Annotated in this window: 25 protein-coding genes; 6 read left to right on the forward strand and 19 right to left on the reverse strand. The window is 56.7% G+C overall.

The features are described from left to right. Positions 1 to 21: 21 nt before the first annotated feature. The 5 genes from mnmE to rpmH are packed head-to-tail and all read right to left on the reverse strand — an operon-like array spanning position 22 to position 3,804. Complete coding sequence (gene mnmE / locus VXJ35_RS18290) at positions 22 to 1,362, reverse strand: tRNA uridine-5-carboxymethylaminomethyl(34) synthesis GTPase MnmE (protein WP_064022674.1); 1,341 nt, start codon at positions 1,360 to 1,362, stop codon at positions 22 to 24. Further along, positions 1,362 to 3,092, reverse strand: coding sequence for a membrane protein insertase YidC (gene yidC, locus VXJ35_RS18295; protein ID WP_064022675.1), 1,731 nt, complete (start codon positions 3,090 to 3,092; stop codon positions 1,362 to 1,364). The genes mnmE and yidC overlap by 1 nt, the downstream gene beginning before the upstream one ends. 2 nt (positions 3,093 to 3,094) lie before the next feature. Then, positions 3,095 to 3,319: a membrane protein insertion efficiency factor YidD gene (yidD, locus tag VXJ35_RS18300; RefSeq protein ID WP_082410012.1), complete on the reverse strand. Its 225-nt coding sequence runs from the start codon at positions 3,317 to 3,319 to the stop codon at positions 3,095 to 3,097. Further along, on the reverse strand, positions 3,301 to 3,669 hold the full coding sequence (gene rnpA / locus VXJ35_RS18305) for a ribonuclease P protein component (protein WP_054763659.1): 369 nt from the start codon (positions 3,667 to 3,669) through the stop codon (positions 3,301 to 3,303). Before rnpA ends, yidD begins: the two co-directional genes overlap by 19 nt. Then, a complete protein-coding gene (gene rpmH / locus VXJ35_RS18310) occupies positions 3,670 to 3,804 on the reverse strand; it encodes a 50S ribosomal protein L34 (protein ID WP_054763660.1) in 135 nt (44 codons plus the stop codon). A gap of 155 nt (positions 3,805 to 3,959) precedes the next feature. On the opposite strand from rpmH, the gene VXJ35_RS18315 reads away from it, so the two are divergent. The 5 genes from VXJ35_RS18315 (at position 3,960) to VXJ35_RS18335 (ending at position 7,226) form a co-directional block, all read left to right on the forward strand. Further along, on the forward strand, positions 3,960 to 4,352 hold the full coding sequence (locus VXJ35_RS18315) for a glycine zipper family protein (RefSeq protein WP_064022676.1): 393 nt from the start codon (positions 3,960 to 3,962) through the stop codon (positions 4,350 to 4,352). 29 nt (positions 4,353 to 4,381) lie between these two features. Further along, positions 4,382 to 5,416, forward strand: a complete 1,035-nt coding sequence (locus tag VXJ35_RS18320; protein ID WP_157198229.1) for an inorganic phosphate transporter — start codon at positions 4,382 to 4,384, stop codon at positions 5,414 to 5,416. Positions 5,417 to 5,422: 6 nt separating this feature from the next. Next, complete coding sequence (locus VXJ35_RS18325; RefSeq protein WP_064022678.1) at positions 5,423 to 6,064, forward strand: DUF47 domain-containing protein; 642 nt, start codon at positions 5,423 to 5,425, stop codon at positions 6,062 to 6,064. Positions 6,065 to 6,237: 173 nt separating this feature from the next. Beyond that, entirely contained in the window at positions 6,238 to 6,846 is a 609-nt protein-coding gene (locus tag VXJ35_RS18330; protein WP_221053498.1) for a glutathione S-transferase N-terminal domain-containing protein, read from the forward strand. Beyond that, on the forward strand, positions 6,843 to 7,226 hold the full coding sequence (locus VXJ35_RS18335; RefSeq protein WP_064022679.1) for a ClpXP protease specificity-enhancing factor: 384 nt from the start codon (positions 6,843 to 6,845) through the stop codon (positions 7,224 to 7,226). Before VXJ35_RS18330 ends, VXJ35_RS18335 begins: the two co-directional genes overlap by 4 nt. Before the next feature lie 302 nt (positions 7,227 to 7,528). Here the strand turns inward: VXJ35_RS18335 and VXJ35_RS18340 are convergent, their stop codons facing one another. The 9 genes from VXJ35_RS18340 to VXJ35_RS18380 form a co-directional block, all read right to left on the reverse strand. Next, positions 7,529 to 7,870 carry a flagellar protein FliT gene (locus VXJ35_RS18340; protein WP_064022680.1) on the reverse strand — a complete coding sequence of 114 codons (342 nt, stop codon included), beginning with the start codon at positions 7,868 to 7,870 and terminating at the stop codon, positions 7,529 to 7,531. Beyond that, complete coding sequence (fliS, locus tag VXJ35_RS18345) at positions 7,857 to 8,237, reverse strand: flagellar export chaperone FliS (RefSeq protein ID WP_231914780.1); 381 nt, start codon at positions 8,235 to 8,237, stop codon at positions 7,857 to 7,859. Before fliS ends, VXJ35_RS18340 begins: the two co-directional genes overlap by 14 nt. A gap of 21 nt (positions 8,238 to 8,258) precedes the next feature. After that, entirely contained in the window at positions 8,259 to 9,662 is a 1,404-nt protein-coding gene (gene fliD / locus VXJ35_RS18350) for a flagellar filament capping protein FliD (protein ID WP_064022682.1), read from the reverse strand. 19 nt (positions 9,663 to 9,681) lie between these two features. Then, on the reverse strand, positions 9,682 to 10,125 hold the full coding sequence (locus tag VXJ35_RS18355; protein WP_054762674.1) for a flagellar protein FlaG: 444 nt from the start codon (positions 10,123 to 10,125) through the stop codon (positions 9,682 to 9,684). A 63-nt stretch (positions 10,126 to 10,188) separates the two neighbouring features. Next, positions 10,189 to 11,040 carry a flagellin gene (locus VXJ35_RS18360; RefSeq protein ID WP_054762677.1) on the reverse strand — a complete coding sequence of 284 codons (852 nt, stop codon included), beginning with the start codon at positions 11,038 to 11,040 and terminating at the stop codon, positions 10,189 to 10,191. Between the two features lie 134 nt (positions 11,041 to 11,174). Further along, a complete protein-coding gene (locus VXJ35_RS18365; RefSeq protein WP_064022683.1) occupies positions 11,175 to 12,227 on the reverse strand; it encodes a nucleotidyltransferase family protein in 1,053 nt (350 codons plus the stop codon). Between the two features lie 5 nt (positions 12,228 to 12,232). Beyond that, positions 12,233 to 12,871 carry an acetyltransferase gene (locus VXJ35_RS18370; RefSeq protein WP_054762680.1) on the reverse strand — a complete coding sequence of 213 codons (639 nt, stop codon included), beginning with the start codon at positions 12,869 to 12,871 and terminating at the stop codon, positions 12,233 to 12,235. After that, a complete protein-coding gene (neuB, locus tag VXJ35_RS18375; RefSeq protein ID WP_064022684.1) occupies positions 12,868 to 13,956 on the reverse strand; it encodes an N-acetylneuraminate synthase in 1,089 nt (362 codons plus the stop codon). Before neuB ends, VXJ35_RS18370 begins: the two co-directional genes overlap by 4 nt. A 239-nt stretch (positions 13,957 to 14,195) precedes the next feature. Beyond that, entirely contained in the window at positions 14,196 to 14,957 is a 762-nt protein-coding gene (locus VXJ35_RS18380; RefSeq protein WP_157198230.1) for a hypothetical protein, read from the reverse strand. A gap of 372 nt (positions 14,958 to 15,329) precedes the next feature. Between VXJ35_RS18380 and fba the strand changes: the two genes are divergently transcribed. After that, positions 15,330 to 16,337 carry a class II fructose-bisphosphate aldolase gene (fba, locus tag VXJ35_RS18385; RefSeq protein WP_064022686.1) on the forward strand — a complete coding sequence of 336 codons (1,008 nt, stop codon included), beginning with the start codon at positions 15,330 to 15,332 and terminating at the stop codon, positions 16,335 to 16,337. Here fba and VXJ35_RS18390 read toward each other — a convergent pair. Genes VXJ35_RS18390 through VXJ35_RS18410 form a run of 5 tightly spaced genes read right to left on the reverse strand, consistent with a single transcriptional unit; the run spans position 16,331 to position 21,119 of the window. Beyond that, a complete protein-coding gene (locus VXJ35_RS18390; RefSeq protein ID WP_064022687.1) occupies positions 16,331 to 17,056 on the reverse strand; it encodes a DUF2231 domain-containing protein in 726 nt (241 codons plus the stop codon). The two genes, fba and VXJ35_RS18390, sit on opposite strands and share 7 nt — an antisense overlap. Next, positions 17,053 to 18,228 (reverse strand): UDP-N-acetylglucosamine 2-epimerase, encoded by a 1,176-nt coding sequence (gene neuC / locus VXJ35_RS18395; protein ID WP_064023591.1) that lies wholly within the window; start codon positions 18,226 to 18,228, stop codon positions 17,053 to 17,055. Before neuC ends, VXJ35_RS18390 begins: the two co-directional genes overlap by 4 nt. Beyond that, complete coding sequence (locus tag VXJ35_RS18400) at positions 18,228 to 19,442, reverse strand: LegC family aminotransferase (protein ID WP_064022688.1); 1,215 nt, start codon at positions 19,440 to 19,442, stop codon at positions 18,228 to 18,230. Before VXJ35_RS18400 ends, neuC begins: the two co-directional genes overlap by 1 nt. After that, on the reverse strand, positions 19,435 to 20,415 hold the full coding sequence (locus tag VXJ35_RS18405) for an NAD-dependent 4,6-dehydratase LegB (protein ID WP_064022689.1): 981 nt from the start codon (positions 20,413 to 20,415) through the stop codon (positions 19,435 to 19,437). The genes VXJ35_RS18400 and VXJ35_RS18405 overlap by 8 nt, the downstream gene beginning before the upstream one ends. Next, positions 20,412 to 21,119, reverse strand: a complete 708-nt coding sequence (locus tag VXJ35_RS18410; protein WP_064022690.1) for a cytidylyltransferase domain-containing protein — start codon at positions 21,117 to 21,119, stop codon at positions 20,412 to 20,414. Before VXJ35_RS18410 ends, VXJ35_RS18405 begins: the two co-directional genes overlap by 4 nt. Positions 21,120 to 21,128: the final 9 nt, after the last annotated feature.

Genomic DNA, 21,128 nt, shown 5'->3' on the forward strand with positions numbered 1-21,128 from the left:
AAGGACCGGAAAGCAAAACAATTACTTTCCAATACAAAAACTGGAAAAAATCTCGCCCAATAGGTCGTCGGAGCTGAATTCTCCGGTGATTGCCGCCAGGCTGGTTTGGGCCTGGCGCAGTTCTTCGGCGACCAGTTCGTGGGCCTGGTGTTGCAATTGTTCGGCGGCGTTTTGCACGGCCTGAGCGGCCAGTTGCAGGGCTTGAATATGGCGGGCTCTGGCGACGTAAACGTTATCGGCGCCCTCGCTGAAGCCCATGCTGAGCTTCAGATGTTGCTTCAACAAATCCAAACCCTGGCCTTGCTTAACCGACAAATGAATCTCGGTACCTTGCGGGCCGTCCTCGATTCGAGGCTGGCCGCCGACTAAGTCGATTTTGTTGAACACTTTGGTCACGGCGATACCGGCCGGCAACTCGCTATCCAAGTCGGCACCGGCGGCGTCGCTGCTGTCGATCAACAGCAACACCCGGTCCGCCTTGGCGATTTCCTGGCGGGCGCGGCGGATGCCCTCCTGTTCGACCGGATTGTCGCTGTCGTGCAGGCCGGCGGTATCGATCACGTGCAGCGGCATGCCGTCCAGTTGAATCCGCTCGCGCAGCACGTCGCGGGTGGTGCCGGCGATGTCGGTGACGATGGCCGCATCGTGGCCGGCCAGGGCGTTCAACAAGCTGGATTTGCCGGCGTTGGGTTTGCCGGCCAACACCACAGTCATGCCGTCGTGCAACAGCCGGCCTTGTTCGGCGCTGCGGCGGATTTCGCCGATCTGGCTTTGCAAACGTGCTATCCGACCGGCAACGACGCCGTCGCCGAGAAAGTCGATTTCTTCGTCGACGAAATCGATGGCGGCTTCGATAAATACCCGCAGCTCGATCAATTCGTCGATCAGTTCGGCGATTTTCTCGGAAAACACGCCTTGCAGCGATTGCTGCGCCGAGCGCACGGCTTGTTCGGTGCTGCTGGTAATCAGGTCGGCAATCGCTTCGGCCTGGGCCAAATCGATTTTGTCGTTGAGGAAGGCGCGGCGGCTGAATTCGCCCGGCTCGGCCAGCCTGGCGCCCAGTGCCAGTACCCGCCGCAGCAGCATATCCAACACGACGCTGCCGCCGTGGCCGTGCAGTTCGACGACGTGTTCGCCGGTAAACGAGGCTGGGGCGCAAAAATACAGCAGCAGGCCGCTGTCGATGGCGCGGCCGTCGGCTTCCAGGAAGGATACGAATTGGGCGTAGCGGGGTTGGGGGAGCGGTTTGCCGGTCAGTTGGCCGGCGATGCCGGGCGCGGCAGGCCCGGAGATGCGGATGACGCCGACGCCGCCGTTACCCGGCGGCGTGGCGATGGCGGCTATGGTGTCGCCGTCTAGCATTAAGGTACTACGCTATGCTTGTGCGCATCCTCTTCCAGCACGTGTTTGGTGATGTACCACTGTTGAATGATCGACAGGCTGTTGTTGCAAATCCAGTACAGTACCAAACCGGACGGGAAGAACAGGAAGAACACGGTGAACACGATAGGGAACATTTTCATGACCTGCGCTTGCAGCGGATCGATCGGCGCCGGATTCAAGCTTTGCTGAATCTTCATCGTGATACCGTACAGGATCGGCAACAGGTAGAACGGGTCTTGCGCCGACAAGTCCTGAATCCACAAGGCAAAGTCGGCCTGGCGCACTTCGACGGTTTCGATCAATACCCAATACAGCGAAATGAACACCGGAATCTGCACCAGGATAGGCAAACAGCCGCCGAGCGGGTTGACCTTCTCCTTTTTGTACATTGCCATCATTTCGGTGTTGAACTTCTGGCGGTCGTCGGCGTAACGCTCCTGCAAGTCTTTCAGGCGCGGCTGAATCTTGCGCATTTTCGCCATCGACTGGAAGCTGGCTTTGGACAATTTGAAGAACAAGGCTTTGATGACGAAGGTCACGCCCAGAATCGCCACGCCCCAGTTGCCGACGAAACCGTAGATTTGGTTAAGCAGCCAGTAAATGCCTTTGGCGATCGGCGTCAGCCAGCTGTAATCGACGGTCAATTCCAGGCCGGGCGCCAAGGCTTCCATCACAGGCTGGATTTTCGGGCCGGCGAACAATTGGCTGCTGAACGAGGCTTCGCCGTTGGCCGGCACGATCAAATCCGGCGACAGCGAGCCGACTTGATAGCGGGTATCCTTCAAATCGTTGGTGTAGAACTGGGCGTCCTGATCGGCCGGCGGAATCCAGGCCGCAGCGAAATAGTGTTGGATGATACCGCTCCAACCGCCTTTGCTATGGACGTTTTCTTTGGCTTTGACGTCGTATTTGTCGTCGGCCATGTCCTCGAATTTGATTTTTTGGAACTTGTCCTTTTCGGTGTAAACCACGCCGCCGGAAAAGGTTCTGATGAAGCTGTTGTTGCTTTTATCGCTGTACAGCGTTCTCAGCAACTGGTTGTATTGCTTGCCGGACCAATCCTGGGCGGTGCGGTTGCTGACCTTTTGCTCCAAACCGATGGCATAGTTACCGCGTTTGAAGGTATAGGTTTTGGTGACGGTCAAACCCTGGTCGTTGGTCCAAGTCAACGGAATCCGCAATTCGTCCTGGCCTTCCGCCAATTGGTATTCGTGTTTTTCGGCACTGAACACGCTTCTGTGGTCGGGAGCCGGCGCCGAATTGGCGTTGGCGATCAAACCGCTTTGCGCCAGGTAGAGGCTTTCCGGATTGCTGTCGAACAGGCGGATCGGGTTAAGATTTTTTTCCGGCGGCGTCATGCCGATCAGGGCGTAGGCCTTGTCGACAACGGTGTTGACTTTTTCGTGGGGATATTTCAGTAAATCGAGATTGCGCAACGTGCCGCCTTGGATATCGATTTCCAATGCGAAAACGTCGGTTTTGACTTTGATGACTTTATCGGCAGGAGCTTGAACAACGGCTGGATTTGCGGCGTTTTGCCCGGTTTCGGCGGCCTGTCCGGCTGTAGCTGGCGTCGCGTCTCCCGCGATCACGGGCTTGTCGGAAATGATCGCTTGCGGCTTCGGTCCGTAATCGATCTGCCAAGACTCCCACAACATGTAGGAGATCATCAACATCGCCATGACCAAGACAAATCTTATGTTATCCATTGTTATTTACTCAATTTTTCCGGAACAGGATCAATGCCGCCCTCGTGAAAAGGGTGGCATTTCAATAATCGGCGAAGCGTGAGGTAAGAGCCTTTGAAAGCACCATGAAGCTGGATTGCCTCTAAGCCATAACTTGAACAGCTGGGATAAAAACGACATCTCGGTCCCAGCAAAGGACTTATGAAGTATTTGTAAACCTTGATCAGGGTTATGAGCAGGAATCGCATCGCTCTACCAGTTTCAGCCAATGCCTTTCCAATGACTTCCTCAATATCGGCGAGGCTGCGCTAGCCGCGTCGCCCCGCGCCAAAACGACAATATCAATGCCGACGATGTGTTGACGCTGCAATCTGAAACTTTCCCTGGCAGCCCTTTTAATGCGGTTCCGTGCGACTGCTTTTTTTATCGTTTTTTTGGCGATGGCCAGGCCCAAACGCGAATGGGCCAGGCAATTGCTTACCGCCAATACCGTAAAATACCTGTCGGTCGATTTTACCGGGTTGGCGAATACTTTTTTATACTCAGCGGGCGTCCCTAGCCGATACTGATCGGGAAAGCCAAAACCTTCCGCCGACAATTAAACCGTCAACGAAGCGCGGCCTTTGGCTCTGCGCGCGTTAATTACTTTGCGGCCGCCGACGGTAGCCATCCGGGCGCGAAAACCGTGAGTTCTGACGCGTTTGATTTTGCTGGGTTGGTATGTTCTTTTCATGAGGTACTGCCCTGATTGATAACGGATAAAAAGGCTGCGAATCATACGTGAAGCGGCGCGCCACTGTCAATTCAACTTGCCGATTCCAAATTGGTGCAAAATCGGCTAATCTCTGGCTCACTTCCGCCAAGGCGGACACCATAGGGAGAAATGACATGCAAAAATTATCGCTGAAATCGTTGCTGGCAACCGGCTTACTGGTTTCCGGCTGCGCGACCACCACCGGCTGGACACCGACCGTAGACACCTACAACGACCGTAATGCTTACCGATTGAACCAGGACATGCAGGAATGCCAACAGTTGGCATCGCAATCCGCAAGTACCTATAAGGATACCGCAATCGGCGCCGGCGTCGGCGGCCTGATCGGTGCGGCCGGCGGCGCAGCAATCGGTGCGGCAACCGGCAACGCCGGCAAAGGCGCCGCCATAGGCGCGGCCGCGGGTGGTATCGGCGGCGCGGCACAGCAAGGCATCCATTCCAACGACAGCTACAAGAACGCTTACCGCAACTGCTTGCGGCAACGCGGCCACAACGTCATCAACTAACGGCACGGCTGTAACCGGCATTGGAGGGCTTGCTACCGCTCATTGTGCTCGCCGCCGCGATCGTGCTGGTATTCGACTATACCAACGGCTTTCACGACGCCTCCAATATCATTGCAGGAGTCGTCGCCTCCAGGGCGATGACTCCGCTCCAAGCCGTCCTGGTCGTGGCTTGCGGCGAGTTTCTCGGGCCGGTTCTGGGCGGCTCGGCAGTCGCCAACACACTGGGCAACCTGATCGATCTATCGCACCTTCCCAAAGGCCAAGCCTTGCCCATCGTCATCTCCGGCTTATTCGCCGCAGTCGCCTGGAACTTGTTCACCTGGTGGCGGGGCTTGCCCTCGTCCTCATCGCACGCACTGGTGGGCGGATTGATAGGCGCGGTAGTGGTGTCGGCCGGCGCCGAACCGGTTTATTGGGGATTCGCAGAGCTGCGCCACGGAGAATTCGACGGCTTCAGTAAAGTTTTGCTGGCCTTGTGCCTATCGCCGCTTTTGGGCTTTTTCGCCGGCTTCGTGCTGCAGCGGCTGACCATGTTTTTACTGCGCGCCGCCCATCCGCGCATCAACAAATATTTGCAACAAAGCCAATGGTTGACCGCTGCGGCGTTGGCCTTCGCTCACGGCAGCAACGACGCCCAAAAAAGCATGGGTATTTTGACGTTGGTGCTGTTGCTCGGCGGCGCCATCGATAGTTTTCGGGTACCCGGGTGGGTGATCTTGCTCTGCGCCGGCGCAATGACGGCCGGCACGCTGACCGGCGGTTGGCGCATCGTCCGCACGCTGGGTTTCTCGATCTACAAAATCCGACCGATTCATGCCTTGAATTCGCAATTGAGCGCCTGCGGCGCCATATTCGCCGGCTCGTTGTGCGGTGCGCCGGTGTCCACAACCCATGTCGTAGCGGCGTCGATCATGGGCATCGGCGCCTCGGAGCGGCCGCGCACCGTGCATTGGGGCAAAGCCTGGGAAATATTGGAAACCTGGCTGATCACAATTCCGGGTTCGGCGCTGATCGCCGGCTTGAGTTTTACGGCGATCAGCCATTTGCCCGCATTGGGACTTTAAACCGCCATGCCAAGCCGAAACACGTCTGTCATTTCACGCATCCTGCAACGGATTTTCCCGAAAACTGCCGATTTTTACCTGCTATTGCACGAGCAATGCCGCCAGGTATGCGTCACGGTCGATAACCTGGCCCGGTTCATGGCCAGCGAATGCATAGCCGCCGGCGAGATGTTGAAGGAAGACGAACACGAAGCCGACCGTCTGCGGATGCGCAATTTGCACGCGCTTAACAGCTCGTTCGCGACGCCGATGGACCGCGAAGACATTTACCGGGCGATTGCGGCGCTGGACAGCATCGTCACCTATTGCAAAAGCACTTACAACGAAATGCAGGCGCTGCAACTGGAGCCGGACCGGCATTCGCTGGCCATGGTGCAGGAGTTGCAAGTCGGCATCAACGCCTTGGAAAAAGGCTTTGCAGTGCTGGGAAAGCAACCGCGCGGCGCCGAGCCGCATGCCTTTGCCGCCCGCCATTCGGAGCGGCGCATCGAGAAAATGTACCGCAAGGCCATCGCCGACTTATTCCAGGGCGACGATTATTTGAATATGTTTAAACAACGCGAGCTCTACCGCCATCTTTCCAATGCCGCCGACAAGGTCCACGCCACCGCCAACGTAATGGAAGACATCATCGTCAAACTCGGTTGAGTTTGACCCGGACCGGACCGGCCAGCCAAGCTGAAACCGGCGAAATACGCCGCTTCCGGGCCGGGCCGCCCAACCCAAAAGCCCGATCATCCATGCTACAATCAGCCGCGATTCAAATACCGTTTCTCAAAGAGGTTCAATTCGTGGCAAACATCTCCAGCCGAAAATCCGCAATGACTCTTTTCAGCTCGGCCAATTGCATAATGAGCCACTGCGCCAGGCTGGTGGTGCATGAGAAAGGCGTACCGGCCGACATCGAATTTTTCGACCCGAACGATCCGCCGGAAGACTTGCTGGAATTGAACCCGAACGGCAACGCGCCCACCTTCGTCGAACGCGATCTGGTTCTGTACGACGCCCGCATCATCATGGAATACCTCGACGAACGCTTCCCCCACCCCGCCCTACACCAGATGGACCCCGTGTCCCGCGCCAACGCCAGGATGTTGATCAAACGCATCGACCAGGAATGGTACCCGTTACTGGAGGAAGTCCAGATTCACGGCGATAAGAAAGCGGCAAAAGCCAAGAAACTGTTGCGGGAAAGCTTGATCGCGGCGGCGCCGGTCTTCGAAGCCACGCCTTATTTTATGAGCGAAGAATATTCCCTGATCGATTGCGCGATGGCGCCGTTTTTGTGGCGCCTGCCGAGCATCGGCATCGACATCGCCGGACTCGGCAAAGGCATCACGGCCTATGCCAATCGTTTATTCGGCCGCAAAGCCTTCCAGGAAAGCTTGAGCCGCGAAGAAAAAGACATGATGCAACTTGCAAGCAAATGACCCCATTAAAACCTTATCTGATCCGCTCCATTTACGAATGGATCGTCGACAACAGCCTGACTCCGCATTTATTAGTTAATGCCGAATATCCCGGTGTCGTGCTACCGACCGATTTCGTCGAGGACGGCCGCATCGTGCTGAACATCCGGCCGGAGGCCATTCAAGGGCTAAATTTGGGTAACGACGAAATACAATTCAACGCCCGCTTTGCCGGCAAAGCCATGCGTATCGTCGCCCCCTGCAAAGCCGTACTGGCGATTTACGCCAAAGAAAACGGCAAAGGCATGATCTTCGATCCGGACGATACCGACGACGAAACCCCACCGGCCCCCACCGAACCCAAACCGCCGCAAAAACCGCAACTGCGCGTTGTGAAATAAAACGATACTGGTTCAGGCAATAAAGCTTGGATCGGCATCCGCTAGGGCTTTGGTTGTGCCGTAGCCGGTTTCCGAACGGCCGATCCGGCTGCGCAAGTTTTCGCCGCGCAGCAAAACTTAGCCGAAATCGATTGAATCGCAGCCCAACCCTTACTGGTATTCGCTTGGATGTTGCCGCTAGATGCGGACGGCAGGCGCCCGGATTTCCGGGGAATATTATTTTTTGGGGCGGGACTCTTTAGTCGCTCCACTCTCTCAAAGGTCCGAGCCTGCGAGAAATCAGTGGCGATTCAACGGGGATGTCAGGTGCTTTTGTAAGCTTGGGTGGCGCGGATTCCGCGTTCCAGCGATTGCTGTTGTTTTGCCATCGCCGATTTGTCGGCTTCGACCTTGCTCAAGAATTCGGCATCGTCGGCTAATGTGGACAAGGCAATTTGCTTGACCCATTCCCGACGCTCGTCGGGTATCGGCTGGCTGGCGATGTGCTCCAAGTAAGCCTGCCTGGAAGCCAAAATGCCCGGAAGCTCGTCCCATTCGGCTTTTGCCAGGCATTGTTGGATCCGGCTTTTGAAATCCAGCAGCACCGCCGCGTAATTGTCGATGCTGCGGTCGGGTTCGTCGCCTGCCGCCTCAGCCGATGACATCCCACGCCTCTTTGATATCTTTCATCAATGACGCGACTTCGTCCAAGATCTGCTCGCTATTCTCGCCGCTGGCTTGCAATAAACGCAGGTTGATATAGTTATACAACTGATTCAGATTGGCAGCGATATCGCCGCCCTGTTCGATGTCGACCGCCTCGTTCAAGCCGCCGATGATGCCCATGGCTTTGGAGATGTAGACGCTCTTGGCTTCCAGATCGCCGTGGGCAATCGCGCCTTTGGCGGAATTGATTCGAGCCAGAAAGCCTTCCATCAGCATTTGTATCAACCGGTGCGGAGACTCCTCTCCCAAACCGCTAGAGGTATGCACATCCGCGTATTGCCTTGCACCGTTTCGAGTTTTCGCCATTGCGTACATGTTATTCCCCTATTACAACGAGTTAATCCAATTGGTCAGAAAAGAACCCGTGCTCTTAAATTGCCCGACCGCACTGTCCATTGCGATAAATTGTTTCTGTAAAGCCGCCTGCACCCGCTGGAACCTGACATTGACGTCGTCTTTTTGGTCGTCCAGCTTGGAAATGGTTTTGTTCAACGAGGTTTGCTGGCTGTCTATCGAGCCGCCGGATTGCAACAGCCCCGACAGCTTGCCAGCCAAGCGGGTCGCGACGCCGTCGGTAGACGAAAACACATCGCTGACCGATTGAAAATTCGCAGCCAAGGCGGTTTTCAATTTGGCACTGTCCAACGACATCACGCCGGCTTTATCGATGGAAACCCCGATCATCGCCAACGAGTTGAAATTGCCGCTGGCGGAAGAAACCGTTCCGGTCGTATTCTGCCGGATTTGAGTCGCTACGTAACGCAAAGTCGAATCGCCGATCAATGCGCCATTGCCGCTACCGCTGCCATCGGTGCTACCACCGTATTTGCCAAGGTTTTTCACCGTGGAATTCAATTTGTTGTACGCGGTGACGAAGGCATTGATGCTATTCGCTATCGCATCGTTATCGACTCCAACATTGATAGTCACCGGAGTATTGACCTCGGTTTGCGCCGCCAAATTTAATGTGACGCCGGGCAATACATCGGTAATGCTATTGCTGCTTCTGGTAGCAACTTGGCCGTCGATGGAGATCACCGCGTCCTGCGCCGGGGTTTTTATATCCAGGTTAGCGTCGGAAAGTTGGGACAGGCTGACGTTGCCGCCGATAGTACCGTCATCGGTGCCGCTTACGGTAAAGCCGCTTGCGGTACCGGTATTTTTTGCGGTCAACACCAGTTTCGAAACCGTTCCGGTATGCGTCGCATTATCGACGTTGACGATACTGGCCGAGACAAAGGTATTGCCGTCGGCTTTATTGATCGCATCGCGCAGTTTTTCCAAGGTATTGTTACTACTGTCTACCGTAACATCGAAGCTATCGCCCGAGGCCGCAGAAAACGATAGCGTGCCCGAGTTCAAAGCACTCGTCACGCCGCCGGTAAACTCGACATTGGCAACCGCTTTTTTCGCTTTGGCCAACTGCGTGATTTCCAACGAATACGTTCCGGTAGCCGCATACGCGTCCGCCGTAATTTTGAGCTTGGACTCATCCGAAGACGAGCTGGTATGCGCGCGAAAGGCACTACCGTCTTTCAACGCATTGATTGCCGTTTGAAAGTCCGATAGTGCGCTCTTTAATGTCCCCAATCCACTCAGCCGGGCACTGGCCGTATCCCGATGCCGCTGTATCGCATTCAATTGCGGCTGGGTTTCGGCCGTTGCGAGTTGCGTTACCAGCGACTGAATGTCGATACCGCTACCAAGGCCAGTCGAAGACACTATGCTCATGACACTCTCCCAAGCTTGACTAGGCTCGATCCTGAATCACCGAACCCTGGTCGCCTTGCAGTTCCTGCATCCGCCTAATAAAAGCCAACATTTCTTCGGATGGAATTTGCCGCACCAGTTCTCCACTCTCGCTATCGACGATTTTGACTACAACTTCCTTGGTGTCGTCGTCGACTTTGAACTGCAAGTTACGTTGAGTCGCTTGCAGTATGGAGTTTCCCTCTTTTGCGGCTTGCCGGACCACCTCTAAAGGCGGCTTCTGATCGGCTTTGTCTTTTTTCTCGTTACCGGACAAAGCATTGGTGGCGCTTTGCTTGTCTTGAGATAAAGCGGCGACATTGTTGTCGCCCCGATCGGTTGCTGCCTTCGCGTTTTGAGGCGGTACTTTACCAGTCTCTTGCTTATCGGTTTTTACGGTAGTCACAGGAACCAGCTTCAACACATTTGTAATTTCACTGTTCATGACATTAACCCTTGTTTAATTAAACATGACGGAAGGCCGCATCAAGCAGCCTTCCTCTCAACCTTATCTAAGCAAGCTGAGCACTGTTTGCGATGATTGGTTAGCTTGCGCCAGCATCGCGGTACCGGCTTGTTGCAGAATTTGGGTACGGCTCAGGTTAGACGTTTCGGATGCGAAATCGGCATCCATGATTCTGGACCGGGCTGCACTTTGGTTTTCGATAGAAGACTGCAAATTACCGATGGTCGTGGTGAAGCGGTTTTGGATCGCACCCAGAGTCGAGCGGAAATTATCGATCTTCTTGATCGCGTTATCAATGGCGTCTATTGCATTTCGGGTATCGGCAGAAGCCGCGCCGGAACCGATCGAGACCGCATTGGTACTGAACAGCGATTGTATACCGGAAGCGGTCGCCAAATCACTGACGTTAATCGAAATCTGGTTATTGGCCGAAGTACCGGCGCCGACTTGGAAGTTAACGTTTTGCAGCGATCCGTTCAACACTTTTTTACCGTTGAACTCGGTATTTTTAATGATACGGCCGATCTCGTCGCCTAATTGTTTGAATTCGGTTTGCAGTTTTTCCCGGTCGCTAGAGCTTACCGCACCGAAGTTGGAAGCCTGGACCGCCAAGTCCCGCATCCGTTGCATGGTTTCGGTGATGGAACCCATCGCACTTTCCGCGGTTTGCGCCATTGAAATACCGTCGTTGGCATTGCGGATCGCAACCGTCATACCTCTGATTTGCGAGGTCATGCCGTCGCTGATCGCCAAACCGGCAGCGTCGTCTTTGGCAGAGTTAACCCGCAAACCGGAAGACAATCTCTCCATCGAGGTTTTCAGCGAGTTGGTTGTGTTGCTCAATAACCGTTGGCTGGTTAAGGAAGCTACGTTGGTATTGATGACCATTGACATGATGTTATCCTCCTAGTACGCCCTGCTGCATAAGCGGAAACGACTGATGTTGGTTAAGTGACTGAAGAAAAATGTTTCATTTCGAACTCGAAGGATGTATCGGCGTCGTTTTGGATAACTTTAACCCCGCAGTTTCAAAAATATTGGGCAAATTCGCCCTGGGCGCGCAAAAAATCGGCTTCGCGGCCGATGTCCAGCCAGTAGTCGTTGACCGCAAACATAGACACCGTCTCGCCTAGAGCGATTTGCTGATTGAAAAGAGTCGGCATGTCCAGCTTTTTTTGCTCGGCAATGCTCTTGATCAAACTGTGATCTAACACATAAATTCCCGCGTTAGCCAGACAGCTCTGCAGCGGTTTTTCCTCAATACCGACGATGCGTTGCTGCTCTGCCGAGACCACGCCGTAAGGAATTTGGTACTCGTATTGCCTGACGCACATCGTGGCGATTGCCTGCTGTTCGTTGTGGTAAGCCAACAGCCGGGAAAAGTCGATCTGGGTCAGAATATCGCCGTTCATCACGATCAACGGCACGTCCGGCAATTCTACCGGCAGCAAGCCGATCGCACCGGCAGTGCCCATCGGCTCGGCCTCGTCGATATAACTGATCGAAATCCCCCAGCGGCCGCCGTCGCCGAAATAGTTTTTGATTTGGTCGGCCTTGTAGTGCACCGCAATGAAAAACTGGCGAAAGCCGGATTTGACGAAATTCTCGATAATGGTCTGCAAAATTGGCTTGCCGCCGATTTCCAGCAACGGCTTCGGGCAATCGTCGGTATAAGGCCGCAAACGCTTGCCGAAACCGCCCGCCATCAAAAATACCGGATTCGGAAACGACGGTTGCTTGTACAAAGCCTGCAGCGACTCCAGCCGCACCACCCGGCCTTGTTCGTCGACCACCGGCAATTGGTAGAGGTGGTGCCCCTCCATCATCGCAATCAACTGAGTTTTGCTATCCAGCAGATTCGCCACCTTCGGCCGCTTGTTCATGACTTCGGCCACCGGATGCTCCAACGACAAACCGCGGATCAGCGCCCGGCGGATATCGCCGTCGGTGACGACGCCGACCAATTTTTCCTGGTCGTCCACCACCAGCGCAATTTGCAGCGCACCGCGGTCGATCACTTCTATTGTCGTCCGCAGGCTCGCTTCCGGCCTGATCAATACCTGTTGCCAATGTTGTTTCATCTCTTCTATAAATCCTGAATCTGAGAACGAGCCGGATACACGATCTGTTGCGCGCCGATGTCCTTTGTCACGACGCTGCCGGCACCAACGATGCTGCCGCTGCCAATATGGATGCCCTGAATCACGACCGCACCGGTGCCAATATGGGCGCCGTCACCGATTTCCACACCGCCGCTCAAAACCGCTCCCGGCGCGATATGCACGTGCCGGCCGATCCGGCATTCATGGTCGACGACCGCTCCGCTGTTGATGATACAGTTCTCAGCAATTAACACGCCAACTTGAATCACAGCTCCGGCCATGACCTGGACTCCGGCGGCCAAACGTACCTGGTCGACCACAAACGCCGCCGGGTCCAACACGCTCTGGAAGCGGTAGCCGGCGGCCGTGAAGTCGTCGAACAGCTTTCGCCGCAAGCCGCCGTCGCGCGGCAAAGAGCCCATGCCGTTGACCAATAACACTCGATCCGGATCGAAGCCGCTTACCGCCTCGTCTCCGCCCAGAATCCGGCAGCCCAGCCATTCGCTGCCGGGTACGCGCGCCGGATCGGTCACGCCGGCTATTTCGTAGCCGCAACGCTGCAACATGCCCAACAACACTTTGGCATGGCCGCCGCTACCGAGCAACACCACCGGCTTTCTCATAGCAGCTCCCGCCGATCGCCAAGCAAATCGTCGATGGCATAGTTTTGCGAGCTGGCAGTACCCAAAAAACGCCAATATTCCATCGGACTCAGTCCGGTGCCGGGACGTTTACACGCCAAATTTTCGACGCTAAACAATTCGCCCGCTGCGATGGGCGCTGCCGCAACCAGGCTCTTGCGGGCCACCTCGCGCGTTTGCAACTCGACCGGCTGCGGTATTTTTAGCGGCGAACCGAGCGCCCGTTCGATACTCCTGACCGCCGCGACCATTTGCTTTAGCTCATCCGGCTCCAGCGACACTTGATGGTCGGGACCTTTCGCCCTCCGGTCCAACGTAAAATGTTTCTCGATCAATACCGCGCCGCGCGCCGCCGCGGCAATCGGCACCGCCAAGCCCTCGGTGTGGTCGGAATATCCAGCCGGCAAGCCAAAAGCTTGGGCCAACGTGTCCATGGCCTTTAAATTTACATGTTCGGGCGGCGTCGGATATTCGCTGGTGCAATGCAGCAGCGTCACTTTTTGCCGCAACATGGCCTGCCCTGGCGCCGATGCGTAAGCTTCGCGAAACCGCGCCAAGCCCGGCCGCTCCCAGCCCAGATAACCGAAGGCCAGCACGCCCAACGCGGTTTCCACTTCGCCCAACGTCGCCATGCCTGTGGAAAGAATGATGTCTTTACCAGTCTCGGCATGCGCCAATAAGAACGGGCCGTTGGTGATTTCGCCGGACGGAACTTTCAGTTTGGCGACCCCGACTTCGTCGGCCAAAAACCGCAAACTGTCGAAATCGAAGGCAGTAGACAAAAACTCGGTATGGCGGCGGCGGCAATAATCGCGCAATTGGACATGAAATTCGTACTTCAACTCCAGCTTACGCAGCATGTCGAGCTGGCTTTCCCCGGCATCGGTGGTTTGCTTTTGGTACTCGGCTTTGGCTGCCGCTTGCGTGACCAGTTTTTCGGCCTTGAATGTCTGGAACTTAACCGCATCGGCACCTGCCGCCGCCGCCGCGTCCACCAGGCGCATCGCAGTTTCCAGACTTCCGTTATGGTTGACGCCCGCCTCGGCGATGATAAAAACCCGGCTCATGCCTTTCTTGACTCCCCGGCCGCATCCGGCCATGACTGGCTAAAGCGTAAAGGTTAGCCCAATCGGCAACGGCCTGCTGCCTCGAACGCGGAAATGGCGGCGAAGAAAGGCTTTAAACGATTGCTTGAACAGGATACAGGCGCGGCCGCACCAAGCGAAGCGGTATGGTCGAGCCGATGGGGGGTTCGGAGCGGAATTCGGTGCGGATAACCGGTTCCTGCTCCGAAACGGGATTGGGTCTAAGCCCGGCGTTTACGCTGATAGGCCAGGAAGCCGGCGATGCCGCTGGCGAAAAACCAGACCGCGCCCGGCAGCGGCACCGGCGGCGCGCATTGGTTGTCTTCGCTGCTAACGCAGACGTTCAGCGCGCCGGTATTGTCGCCGAAGATATCGTCGTTGAAACCGAACTGTATGTGGGTGGCTCCGTCCGGAATGCCGAAACTGGACCCGACCAAAAAGCCCTGTCCTTCGCCGGTATAAACCACGGTACCCAACGTCAACAATTCGATGATACCGCCGTTGTCATCGGTCAATGCGCCGAGCAAGGCCTGCAAAAACAAGCCGTAAGGCGCCGGATCGCTTGGATTCTGGGTTTTGCCCCATTCGCTTTCGTAGTAGTAACTGGGAAATACCTGTCCGCTCGCGCCCAACTCGTCGTCTTTAAAAACGCTGCCGACGTAACCGTTGTTATTGACATCGGGTATATCGCCGAACGCATTGGTCAAACCGCCGAGAAAGAAAATGTGCAGCACATCGCCCGCACCGACGCCGATATCGGACAATTTCAGCCGGGCCGGCGCGGTGTAATCCGGAATCGCGTCGCTGCCGTCCGCACCGACGCCGTAACGGTAAGCGTCGTTCAAACCGCCGACTTCCCACACCCACGGGCCGGCCGTCCCAGCCACGTTCAGTACTTGGTAAGACGCATTCGCCTGGGCGGAAGAAAACGCCAACAACCCGGCCAAACACACTCGACGTAAACAGCCAAAATGATCTTTCATAATCGAACTCCTAAAATATTTTGAATCGCGCGGCCCTTGGTTTTAAAGACCAACCGTTTTTTCAAGCAGGAAGTGCACCAAACCGAATATTGCTTTTTATTCAAAAAGTTATTCCTACTCGGCCGGCGGCGCCGCCAAGACTTGTAAAATTTTTCGACACCAACATTGGACGTTGGCTTGCCACTACCGGACTCGACCAGCCAAGCTTCGTTACCAAACGGCAACTGAAACCGTCTCTGTCTGTACCCTGCCGGGTATCGGTGTTAAACGTGTAAAATTGCGCCTGGGCAATCCGCCGCTCGAGCCGGACCGCACGCTAGCAGCCGGCCCAACGGGTAAACCCGCCATTCAGACCACTCCAGCAAATCGAATATGGCCATCATTTCACTGAAACAACTACTCGACTACGCCGCCGAACACAGCTTTGCCGTCCCGGCCTTCAACATCAGCAACATGGAACAGGTACAGGCCATCATGCAGGCGGCCGACGCTTGCGACAGCCCGGTGATCATGCAGGGTTCGGCCGGCGCCAACCGCTATGCCGGCGAAATCTTCCTGCGCCATTTGATCCAGGCCGCCGTCGAGCAATATCCGCATATTCCGGTCGTGATGCACCGCGACCACGGGCCCAGTCCGGCGATTTGCGCCCAAGCGATCCAAAACGGCTTCAGTTCGGTGATGATGGACGGCTCGCTTTTGGAGGACATGAAAACCCCGGCCTCGTTCGAATACAACGTCGCAGTCACGCGCAAAGTGGTCGACATGGCCCATGCCTGCGGCGTGTCGGTGGAAGGCGAAATCGGTTGTCTGGGTTCGCTGGAAGCCAAATCCGGCGCCGACCACAGCCGACTATTGACCGATCCCGACGAAGCCGCACAATTCGTCGAACTTACCGGCGTCGACGCGCTGGCCGTCGCGATCGGCACCAGCCACGGCGCCTACAAATTCAGCAAACCGCCGACCGGCGAAGTATTGGTGATCAAGCGCTTGAAAGAATTGCAGCAGCGCCTGCCGCACATGCATTTCGTCATGCACGGCTCAAGCTCGGTACCGCAGGAATGGCTGGAAGTCATCAACGCCCATGGCGGCGAGATTCCGCAAACTTACGGCGTGCCGGTCGCGGAAATCGTCGAGGGTATCAAATACGGCGTGCGCAAGGTCAACATCGACACCGACCTGCGCATGGCCTCGACCGGGGCAATGCGCCGCTTTCTGGCGCAACCGGAGCACGTAGCGGAACTGGATGCCCGCAAAACTTATGCCGCGGCGCGCGACGCAATGCAGGCTTTGTGCCGCGAACGTTACGAAGCCTTCGGCTGCGCCGGCCACGCCGGCAAGATCAAACCGCTGCCGCTCAGCGCAATGGCGCAGCGTTACTGAGCCGAAGCCAGCCGGTTCGATGCAACGAAGGCAAAATTCAGATAATCGAACAGTTCCCGGGCATTCGGATCGCTGATCCGATCGCTGCCGAATTGCGGCATCACACCCGGCGAGCCGTCGGGCATGCGCGGATTGCGGATAAACGCCAAAAACTCGGCGAAATCGTGCAATTGCGGCGCATTGCGCAGCGGCATGTTGGGTTCGATGATGTTTTCGCCGCGGCGGTGGCAGCCGGAGCAATGGCTGTCGAACACCTGGCGGCCGATTTTGAATTGCACCGGCGCTTCCGGCGTAAAGCCGTGATAGACCAACTGGCCGCCGAAAAAGCCCAGGCCGGCTACCGTGACTACGCTAGCAAAATACAATACCGGCAACGCTCTCGACTCAAGGCACCGGCGGCCAATCACCGCAGCGCTGGCGATCAGCAGCAGATACAGTGCAGCTAACACAGCCTTGATTTGAATCTCGAAAAACCAGGCCCCGCCGTAAAAACGCTGCCAATCGAAAATGCCGACCGGAATCGCCAACAGGGTAAACGCCAGCGCAAACACCGCCACATGGTAGGCCGTAGCGCGAAAGGCCGCCTGTTTGGTCAGCGCCGCCAATATCGAAAACCCCAACGCGCCGATTGACATACCGGCCGGTACGTGTACCAGCACCGGATGCAGCGGATGGCTGTAGCCAAGCGCCGCCAGGAAATCGTAAAACCAGTGGCTCATGCAGGCCGTTCCAAATCGTAAAACCGCTTTTTCAATAATCCATTCAAATCGGTGCTTTGCAACACCTGTTTGATCGCGGCCGATGCGCCGCCGCTACCGTAAGGATGCTGCAAATTCGCCAATACCGGCGCCAATTCGCCGGACCAGACTTGTTCCAGCGCGGTTTTGATCGCATCGGCTCGTGGCGGGCAATGCAGTACGCTGGCGGCGCACAAACGGCCGCGCTGGCGGTCGCCGATATTGACGGTAGGAATCTTGAAGGCCGGCGCTTCCAACAAACCGCTGGACGAATTGCCGACCACCGCATCGACCTGGCGCATCGCCGATAAATAACGCAGCGAACCCAACGAGACGAAGGCCACTACCCGCTGCGGCCAACGCTGGCGGTAGCCTTCGATCAATTCAGCGATGACGCGGCCGTCGGCGTCGGCATTGCTGTAGGTAAAAATGACATGAACCTCGGGATATTCGTCCAAGGCCAACAGTAGTTGGTCGAATTGCTCGGCAGCGCTAGCTTGCTCCAAGGTCGCCGGATGAAAGGTTACCAACAGATTGCGCTCGGCCAACTTGAAACCGATGGCTGCTTCCAATTCGGTACGCGACAACAGCGGCAAGCGGACAATTTGGTCCAGGCCCGGCGCGCCGACGTTGAATACCCGCTCCGGCTGTTCGCCGAGTTGAATCACCCGTTGCCGGTAGACTTCGGCGGCGGTGAAATGCATATGTGACAATTTGGTTAACGCATGCCTGATCGCGTCGTCGACCGCGCCTTCGCTGAGCTCGCCGCCATGGATATGGGCCAGCGGAATCCGTAAATTCACCGCCGCCTGCGCCGCCGCGAAAATTTCGAAACGGTCGCCTAGCACGACGACGATATCCGGCTGCAACTCGGCCAAGGCATCGGCGAAGCCGATCAAACCCAGGCCCATCGCCTTGCTGATGCCGACCGGGGTATCCGACGACAGCAGCATTTCCACCTTGCGGTTTATCGTAAAACCGTCGGCTTCGATTTGGCGCCAAGTCAAACCGAACTCCGGCGACAAGTGCATGCCGGTGGCGATCAATTGCAACGCCAGCTCGGGATCGCCGGCAATCTCTTTCATCAGCCAATACAGCAAGCCGTATTCGGCCCGCGAGCCGGTAACGACGCAGATTTTGCGTGGCTCGGCCATCAAAACACCACACTGCTGGGCACGTTAACCACACGGTCGGCCAGGCAGCGCGAATTTTCCAGACCGTCGCATTGGCAATGCCGGTACATCGGTAAGTTCGGCATCAATTCCCACAGCGGCCGGGCCATCACGCCTTGGGCGTTGCTGTATGCCAGAAAGGCGTCGCGCTGGGCAAGATCGTCGAGCATCAGAGCGTTGAGCCAGTAATTGGCACGTGCAGTTTCCGGCTCTTGCAGAACGCTGACGCCGTTCGCCGCGCCCCAAGCCAAATAGCGGGCTGCGAGTTTGCGTTTGGCTACGACGAAAGCCGGCAATTGCTCCAGTTGCGCCAAACCCAGCGCCGCATTTAAGTTCGGCATCCGATAGTTAAAGCCGATTTGGTCGTGTTCGAATTTCCAGGCATGCGCCAATTTGGCGGTCGTGGTCAAATGCTTAGCCTGCCGGGCCAGATCGTCGTCGTCGGTCAAAATCATGCCGCCGCCACCGGTGGTGATGATTTTGTTGCCGTTGAAACTGATCACGCCGAGCTTGCCGAAGGTGCCGCAGTGCTTAGGCTTGGTTAGTTCATTAGGCTGGAATAAATGCGGCTCGGCTGCCGCTGCAGCGGGCTGATTCCGGCCTACATCATGAAAAATCCCGCTACCCAACGCCTCCGCTGCGTCTTCGACCATCGGCAGATCGTGAGCCTCGCAAACCTCCAGCAAACCGGCCATATCGCAGGGATGGCCGAAGGTGTGCATCGGCAGGCAGGCGGCGATGCGTTTGCCGCTGGTTTTGTTGTAAACGCCGTCGGCGCGGCGTTCGCCGTGTTGCTCGAGAAACGCCGCCAACGCCGCGGGCGATAAGCCCAAAGTCGCGCAATCGACATCGACGAACACCGGCTCGGCGCCGCAGTAATGGATCGCGTTGCAAGTGGCGACAAAAGTCACTGCCTGGGCAATGACCTCGTCGCCTGGGCGGACACCGGCCAGCAACAAGGCGATATGCAACGCCGCGGTACCGTTGACGGTAGCGACGGCATGTTTGGCGCCGCAATACTCGGCAATCTTGTTTTCGAACTCCGTCACGTACGGCCCGACGCTGGACACGAACGTGCTATCGATCACGTCGTTCAGATAGCGTTTTTCGTTGCCGCCAAAGCGCGGTTCGTGCAACGGAATGAAGGCGTCGGTCTGGTAAATCTCGCGGACGAAACCGACGAAGCGCTCAAACATTGTAAATATCCGTTTTGTACTTTTTCAGATTGCCCGCTTCGCTAAACCAGGCCACGGTACGGCGCAGGCCCTCTTCCAACGGCACCTGAGGGGTAAAGCCGGTCAAGGCCTTGATCTTGGCGTTATCGCACCACAGCCGGTTGACTTCGGATTTTTCCGGCCGCAAGCGCTGCTGGTCGAGCAGAAATTCGACATCGCTGGCCATGATGCGCTTGATCAAGTTCAGCGTGTCGCCGACCGAAATTTCGAAATTGGAACCGATATTGACCGTTTCGCCGACGGTGTTGTCGGACTTGGCCAACGCGATAAAGCCGCGGCAAGTATCCTCGACGTAATTGAAATCGCGGGTCGGCGACACGTCGCCCAATTGGATTTGCTTCTTGCCGGCGGCGATCTGGCTGATGATGGTCGGAATCACCGCTCTGGCGGATTGGCGCGGACCATACGTGTTGAACGGCCGGGCAATCGTCAGCGGCAGATTGAAGGCATTGAAGAAACTCATCGCCATCGCATCGGCGGCTATCTTCGAGGCGCTATACGGCGACTGCGGTTGCAGCGGGTGCTTTTCGTCGATCGGCACGTATTGGGCAGTGCCGTAAACTTCGCTGGTCGAGGTATGGATCACCCGGCCGACGCCGGCATCGCGCGCCGCCTGGCAAATATTCAGGGTGCCGCGGATATTGGTATCGACGTAACTGTCCGGCGCCGCGTAGGAATACGGAATCGCGATCAACGCTGCCAAGTGGAATACGGTATCGATGCCCTGGCACAGGCTGCGGCACAACGCCGGGTCGCGCACGTCGCCGCACACCACGTCGATGCCGTTCTTGCAGGCGACGTCATCCAACCAGCCCCAGGAATTGAACGAATTGTACTGGGCCAAGGCGCGCACTTCGCAGCCGCGCGCCGCCAGCATTTCGGTCAAATGGGAGCCGATGAAACCGTCGGCGCCGGTCACTAAAACTTTATTCATAGCAAACCTTGTTTGACGAAGGCCTCGGCAATCGCCCAGTCCTCCTCGGTGTCGATATCCAGACTCTGAATGGCGTTCATCACCAACGGCACGGTCTGCGGCGGGTAAAACGACTTATGCGTCAACAAAAAATCGGTCCGGCACAAATACATCGCGCCATTCGGCGTCAGTAACGGCCGGCTTTGTTGCCGGCTGGCTTGAGTCGGTTGCCGGTTGTCCAGCGCCTGCATAAAGCCGTCGCATAATTGGAATAAGGTGGTCAGGTTGCGCTGAATTTCCTTGCAGCCGATTACCGCCGCGACGTTACCGCCGTTAGCCAATGCCATCGCCTGGCGAAGTATAGCCGGGCTGCGGAACGGCGAGGTCGGTTGCAACAACATGACCCAGGCCGGCAGATAAGCGTAATGCTGGCGAAACCAGCCCAAGGCATGTTCCACCACTTGCAGCGACGATGCGGCATCCGTGGCATGGCAGGCCGGACGCAAAAACGGCACCGCCAGTCCGCTGCCGCGGCCGATTTCGGCATACTGTTCCGAGTCGGTGGACAACACGGCCAAGGCCTTGGGCAACCCGGCCTCGCCGATGGTTTGCGCGGTCCAGCTCAATAACGGTTTGCCGGCCAACGGCCGGATGTTTTTGTCCGGCAAGCCTTTGGAGCCGCTGCGCGCCGGCACTACCATCAATAAATCCAATGCCTCCGCCATGCCGGGCTC

It is taken from the genome of Methylomonas sp. DH-1 (assembly GCF_046097555.1).
Lineage (GTDB): Bacteria > Pseudomonadota > Gammaproteobacteria > Methylococcales > Methylomonadaceae > Methylomonas > Methylomonas koyamae.